The sequence below is a fragment of the Streptomyces adustus genome (assembly GCF_009377175.1).
GTDB classification, from domain to species: domain Bacteria; phylum Actinomycetota; class Actinomycetes; order Streptomycetales; family Streptomycetaceae; genus Streptomyces; species Streptomyces adustus.
Window position 1 is genome coordinate 21,640 of record NZ_VJZD01000118.1, and the last position, 6,310, is coordinate 27,949.

The window sequence follows — 6,310 nt, forward strand, 5'->3', positions numbered from 1 at the left end:
GTGACTGTTGAAAACACCAAGACGGACGGGCCGGTGGACGTTCCACCGGCCGGCCCGGAGGCCATCAAGGCCATCCCTGTCCGTCACTACGGGCGGTATGTCTCCGCCGTCATCGCGCTGGCCCTGATGGCCGGCGTGGTCTACGCGTTCTCCCAGGGCAAGATCAACTGGGGTGCGATCCCGGACTACTTCTTCGACGGCCGCGTCCTCCAGGGCGTGGGCAAGACGCTCCTGATAACGGTGCTGTCGATGACGATCGGCATCGGCGGCGGCATCCTGCTCGCCGTGATGCGCCTGTCGAAGAACCCGGTGACCTCGTCCATCGCGTGGTTCTACATCTGGTTCTTCCGCGGCACCCCGGTCCTGGTGCAGCTGGTGGTCTGGTTCAACCTGGGCCTGGTCTTCGAGTACATCAACCTCGGTCCGATCTACAAGGACCAGTGGTCGGACTTCATGACCCCGTTCCTGACCGCGCTGCTCGGCCTGGGCCTGAACGAGGCCGCGTACATGGCCGAGATCTGCCGCGCCGGTCTGCTCGCGGTCGACGAGGGCCAGACCGAGGCCGCGCACGCGCTGGGCATGAGCCACGCCAAGACGCTGCGCCGGATCGTCATCCCGCAGGCGATGCGAGTGATCGTGCCGCCGACGGGCAACGAGGTCATCAACATGCTGAAGACGACCTCGCTGGTGTCGGTCGTCCAGTACTCCGAGCTGTTCCGCGTCGCCCAGGACATCGGCCAGACCTCCGGCGCCCCCGCCGAGATGCTGTTCCTGGCGGCGGCCTGGTACCTGCTGCTGACCTCGATCTTCAGCGTCGGCCAGTACTACCTGGAGCGCTACTACGCCCGGGGCTCCAGCCGCTCGCTGCCGCCCACGGTGTTCCAGAAGATCAAGAGCAACATGCTGTCCTTCAGCCGTCCGAAGGGAGGCCTGGCATGACCGAGACGAAGAGCGGTGCGGACACGCCCGTGCGCTCCTCCGCCGTCCCGATGGTCAAGGCCGAGGACGTCCACAAGTCCTTCGGCTACGTCGAGGTCCTCAAGGGCATCGACCTGGAGGTGAAGACCGGCGAGGTGTTCTGCCTCATCGGCCCCTCCGGCTCCGGCAAGTCGACCTTCCTGCGGTGCATCAACCACCTGGAGAAGGTCAACGCCGGGAAGCTGTACGTCGACGGCGAGCTGGTCGGCTACCGCCAGAAGGGCGACAAGCTGTACGAGCTCAAGGACAGCGAGGTCGCACTGAAGCGCCGGGACATCGGCATGGTCTTCCAGCGCTTCAACCTCTTCCCGCACATGACGGCCGTCGAGAACGTCATCGAGGCACCGGTCCAGGTCAAGGGCACCAGCAAGGCCCAGGCCAGGGAGCGTGCGATGCAGCTCCTGGAGCGGGTGGGCCTGGCCGACAAGGCCGGGAACTACCCCTCCCAGCTCTCCGGCGGCCAGCAGCAGCGGGTGGCCATCGCCCGGGCCCTGGCCATGGACCCGAAGCTGATGCTCTTCGACGAGCCGACCTCGGCCCTCGACCCGGAGCTGGTCGGTGACGTCCTGGACGTCATGCGCGACCTCGCCGAGTCCGGCATGACGATGGTCGTCGTCACCCACGAGATGGGCTTCGCCCGCGAGGTCGGCGACAGCCTGGTCTTCATGGACGGCGGCGTGGTCGTCGAGTCCGGCAACCCGCGCGAGGTGCTGACGAACCCGCAGCACGAGCGGACCCAGGCGTTCCTGTCCAAGGTGCTGTAACCCGGCGCCGAGCGACGACGTGGAGAGGGGCGGTACGGAATTCCGTACCGCCCCTCTCCACGTCCGGCCGCCCGTTCACCCCTCGGCGCCGCCCACTCGCCCCTCGGCGCCGCCCACTCGCCCTTCGACCTCGCCCACTCGCCCCTCGGCCTCGGCCACTCGCCCCTCGACGACGGCCCGCGGCTACTTGAGCGCGAGCAGCAGGGTGTCCGAGGGCGAGCACCACACCGGGCGGGCCTCGCCGAAGCCCTTCTCGCGCAGCACACGCGCGTGCCAGGCGGGGGACGGCATCTCGCCGTCGGCGTGCTCGCCGTAGATCTCGAAGCGGCGGGCGGTCGGCACGGCGAGGACCGGGTCCTCGGCGGCCACCTGCCACCACGCGGCCCAGTCGAGGGCACCGGCGTCCCTGGCCCGCTCCCTGCGGGCGTGGCTCAGGGCGCGCTCGGCCGCGTTGATCCGCGGCGTGCTCTCGTCGATCATGTGATCCGCGTTCATGAAGACACCGCCGTCGCGCACGAGTTCCGCGATCCGGCCGTAGAGGGCCGCGAGGGGTTCGCTGTGCAGCCAGTGCAGGGCGGTGGCGGTCAGCACGGCGTCGTACGAGTCGTACGGCAGCCGCGACGGCCAGTCGGGGTCCTTGAGGTCGGCCGTCACGAAGGAGACCCGCCCGTCGCCCGCGAAGGTGCCCTCGGCGATGGCGAGGAGGGCCGGGTCGAGGTCGACACCGGTGCTGGTGGCCCCGGGGAAGCGGGTGAGCAGCCGGGCGGTGATGCTGCCCGTGCCGCAGGCCAGGTCCAGCACGCGCGGGGTGGTGCCGACGAGCGCCTCGACCATGTCGAGCATGATCCGGAAACGCTCCTCGCGGTCCGGCATGTACCACTCCTGCTGCCGGTCCCAGCTCTCCTGCCAGGCCGGCCAGTCCGCGCCGTTCGCTCCGGTGGTACCCGTCGTGGTCGTGTCCGCGTTCGTCACCGCATCCTCCGTCGCAGGCTCCAACGTAATACCCTGCATGCACGACCGGCTGTTACTCCGACCGCATCCAAGACCATAGAGCGCCACCGTAAGGACTACAAGTGGAACTGGCCTATTACTCGGATTACGCCGTCCGTCTCGTCAACAGCGAGGAACCGGCTCGGGGCAACGACTCGCTGACCTCGGTCGGGGCCGTCCGTGACCTCTTCGGCGGCAACCAGTCGGCGGCCCGCCGCGCCACCGACGCGGACGTCACACGGTTCCGCTCGGTCCGCGCCCGGCTGCGCGCGGTCTTCGAGGCCGCGGACACCGGCGACGAGACCCTCGCGGTGGACCTGCTGAACTCGCTGCTCCTGGAGTTCCCGGTGAGCCCGCAGATCTCCGGGCACGACTTCCGGGACGACGACGGCCGCCCGCTGTGGCACATGCACCTGGCGGACCATCCGTCGAACGCGACCGCCGGCTACGCCGCGATCGCCGCGATGGGACTCGCCTTCCACCTCACCGAGTACGGCGTCGACCGGCTCGGCCTGTGCGAGGCCGCCCCCTGCCGCAACGCCTACCTGGACACCTCGACCAACCGGTCGCGGCGCTACTGCTCCGACCGCTGCGCGACCCGCGCCAACGTGGCCGCCTACCGTGCCCGCAAGCGCCAGGAGGCGGACCGGTCGGAGAAGACCGGCCTGGCGGCCGACAGCGCCCACCGCAGCAGCGCGAAGGGCGCCCGCTGATCGGGCCTGCGCGGCCGGAAGCGGAAGCAGACCCGGCCCAGGATCAGATCGTCGGGCACCACGCCGTAGTCGTTGCTGTCGTTGCCGGCGAACGAATTGTCCGCGAGCACCCACCAGCCGCCCTCGCGCCGCTGGGTGGCGCGCTTGACGATGAGCAGGTCCTGCTGGAGGGGGTGACGCAGGACGACGATGTCGCCGGGCCTGATCCGGCCCCGGTGACGCACCACCAGCTGGTCGCCGTGGTAAAGCGTCGGCACCATCGACGGCCCGGTCACCTCGGCCAGCCCGAACGGCTGCCCCGTCCGCCCGCGCTCGGTCTCCTGCGACAGCTCCGGCATCACCCGGCACCTCCCCGGTCGGTCCTCCACCAGTCCCAGTGTGACGCCGTACTTTTGCCCTAAGCCCACAGGGGCACTCGCGAAAACCCCTCCCTCAGGGAGTAATGTCCCACCTGAGAAGACGATCACGAGGAAGGAACGCTCCATGCTTTCCCGCCTGTTTGCCCCCAAGGTCAAGGTCAGCGCGCACTGCGACCTGCCCTGCGGCGTGTACGACCCGGCCCAGGCCCGCATCGAGGCGGAGTCGGTGAAGGCTGTCCAGGAGAAGATGGCCGCCAACGACGACCCGCACTTCCAGGCCCGCGCGACGGTCATCAAGGAGCAGCGCGCCGAGCTCGCGAAGCACCACGTGTCCGTGCTGTGGAGCGACTACTTCAAGCCCCCGCACTTCGAGAAGTACCCGCAGCTGCACCAGCTGGTCAACGACACCCTGAAGGCCCTGTCGGCCGCCAAGGCCTCGACGGACCCGAAGACCGGCGAGAAGGCTCTTGAGCTCATCGCCGAGATCGACAAGATCTTCTGGGAGACCAAGAAGGCCTGATCCCGTATCAAGCCTGTTGGCCCGCGGCCTTCTTGACCGCGGCGCCTCCCCACCGCACCCGGTCCGCCCGGGACGCCCTGACCGGCGTCCGGGAGGGCCGGGTGCGGTGCTGTGCGGGGTGTGCGCGATGGTGCGCAAGGTGTGTCAGGTACACAAGGCGCACAAGGTGCACAAGGCGTACGGGGTGCGCGCGGTGTCGTAACTGCCGCGCACATGGCGATTCAGACACCCCGCACCCTTTGTTCATTGAACTCTCATATACCTTTTCCTTGCGTCATACATGTGATGTTCACGAGGGCACAGGGGCAGGGGCGGGACATGAGACGTCGTGGGTGGGGTGCGGCCGTTGTGGCGGTCGCGGCGATAGCCGGAACGCTGGTCGTCCAGGGGATCGGTGACGGCGACGGTTCGGGGGGCAAGGGGAGGTCCGGGCCGATCCGGACCAGCACGACGACGGCCGCGCTGACGGTGGCCGCGGACGGCACGTCCGCCCGGCTGGCCCGGCGCGACACCGCGCCCTTCAGCCTGCTCGGGGTCAGCTGGGCCGACCCGGCCGCACATGTGACCGGCACCGTCGAGGCCCGGGCCCGGTCCACGGCGAGCGGCGCGTGGTCGAAGTGGCAGCGGCTCGACGGCAACAGCGGGGACGGCGCGCAGGACGCGTCCCGCGGCGGCACCTCCCCGGCCTGGTTCGGCCCGTCCGACGGGGTGGAGGTGCGGATGTCCGGCCGGGCGTCGCAGCGGCTCCCCGAGGACCTGCGGGTGGCCATGATCGACCCCGGCAGCGGTACGACCTCCCAGGTGGAGCCCGCCGGCTTCGTGATGGAGCCGGTCGACCCGACCGACTCCGCGGACCCGGTCACCCCGGACCCGTCGTCGGAGCCTGCTTCCGCCGACCCGTCCGCGTCCGAGTCCGCCGGTCCCCCGCCGGCCGGCGAGACCTCCGCCGCGCCCACGGAGACGGCGACCCCGGCCGAGAGCCCGAGCGGCGCTCCCACCGTCTCCGCGCCGGACTCGACCGCGCCGAGCGCGGCGGCGGCGTCCGCGCCCCCGGCCCCGGCGTCCACCGCGCCCCGCCCGCCGATCGCCTCGCGGCTGGACTGGGGCGCGGACGAATCCATCAGTCCCGAGGCGCCCGGCTATCTGCCCGGCGGGAAGATCAAGGCGGTGGTGCTCCACCACACCGCCACCTCCAACGACTACACCTGCGCCCAGGCACCGGCCGTCATCCGGTCCGTCTACGCCTACGACGTGCAGCAGCTGACCTGGAAGGACATCGGCTACAACTTCCTGGTCGACAAGTGCGGCACGATCTACGAGGGCCGCAAGGGCGGGGTGGACCGGCCGGTGATGGGCGCGCACGCCTACGGCTTCAACTCCGAGACCACCGGCATCGCCATCATCGGTGACTACAGCAGCGTCGCCCCGTCGAAGGAGGCGATGACCTCGGTCGCCCGGCTCGCCGCCTGGAAGCTCGGCCAGTACGGCGTCGACCCGACCGGCACCACCACCCTCACCGCGGGCGCGGCCGGGCCGAACTACTTCCGCCAGACGTGGGCCGCGGGCGCCAAGATGACCTTCCCCGTCATCCACGGCCACCGCGACGGCTACAACACGGTGTGTCCGGGTGACGCCTACTACAACCTGCTGCCCACGATCCGCACCTGGGCGGGCGGACCGGTCGAAGGCCTCACGCTGGACTCGGTCACCGGCGACGGGGTGTCCGGCTCCACCGTCCTCACCGGCTCCACCGTCACCCTGAAGTGGTCGGCCACCACTCCGGCCGTGCTGGTCAGGCAGTACGACGTGCTGGTCGACGGCAAGGTCGCGGTCACCGTCGCCGGCTCCGCCGGCTCGGCCCAGGTGGACCTGGCGCCGGGCACCCACAAGGTCGCCGTCCAGGGCGTCCACCAGTCCGGCTGGGCCGCGGTCACCTCGGACGTCACCGTGCTCGCCGATCCCACCCCGGCCGCCACGGACGCCACC

General features: G+C 70.3%; 7 protein-coding genes. 5 read left to right on the forward strand and 2 right to left on the reverse strand.

Annotation, left to right across the window (positions count from 1 at the left end; all coding sequences use genetic code 11):
- Positions 1 to 939, forward strand: coding sequence for an ABC transporter permease subunit (locus FNH09_RS26020; RefSeq protein ID WP_162469103.1), 939 nt, complete (start codon positions 1 to 3; stop codon positions 937 to 939).
- A 50-nt stretch (positions 940 to 989) separates the two neighbouring features.
- Positions 990 to 1,742, forward strand: a complete 753-nt coding sequence (locus FNH09_RS26025) for an amino acid ABC transporter ATP-binding protein (protein WP_152892145.1) — start codon at positions 990 to 992, stop codon at positions 1,740 to 1,742.
- A 183-nt stretch (positions 1,743 to 1,925) separates the two neighbouring features.
- Here FNH09_RS26025 and FNH09_RS26030 read toward each other — a convergent pair whose 3' ends face one another.
- Positions 1,926 to 2,714, reverse strand: coding sequence for a class I SAM-dependent methyltransferase (locus FNH09_RS26030; RefSeq protein WP_338017686.1), 789 nt, complete (start codon positions 2,712 to 2,714; stop codon positions 1,926 to 1,928).
- 101 nt (positions 2,715 to 2,815) lie between these two features.
- On the opposite strand from FNH09_RS26030, the gene FNH09_RS26035 reads away from it, so the two are divergent.
- Positions 2,816 to 3,445 (forward strand): ABATE domain-containing protein, encoded by a 630-nt coding sequence (locus FNH09_RS26035; RefSeq protein ID WP_162469104.1) that lies wholly within the window; start codon positions 2,816 to 2,818, stop codon positions 3,443 to 3,445.
- On the opposite strand, the gene sodX is transcribed toward FNH09_RS26035, so the two are convergent.
- Positions 3,349 to 3,783, reverse strand: a complete 435-nt coding sequence (sodX, locus tag FNH09_RS26040) for a nickel-type superoxide dismutase maturation protease (protein ID WP_152892134.1) — start codon at positions 3,781 to 3,783, stop codon at positions 3,349 to 3,351. The two genes, FNH09_RS26035 and sodX, sit on opposite strands and share 97 nt — an antisense overlap.
- 145 nt (positions 3,784 to 3,928) lie before the next feature.
- Here sodX and sodN point away from each other — a divergent pair, with 145 nt between their 5' ends.
- Positions 3,929 to 4,324 (forward strand): superoxide dismutase, Ni, encoded by a 396-nt coding sequence (gene sodN / locus FNH09_RS26045; protein WP_020130742.1) that lies wholly within the window; start codon positions 3,929 to 3,931, stop codon positions 4,322 to 4,324.
- A 318-nt stretch (positions 4,325 to 4,642) separates the two neighbouring features.
- Positions 4,643 to 6,310, forward strand: a 1,668-nt coding sequence (locus FNH09_RS26050) for an N-acetylmuramoyl-L-alanine amidase (protein WP_152892137.1), incomplete at its 3' end; no start/stop codon positions are given.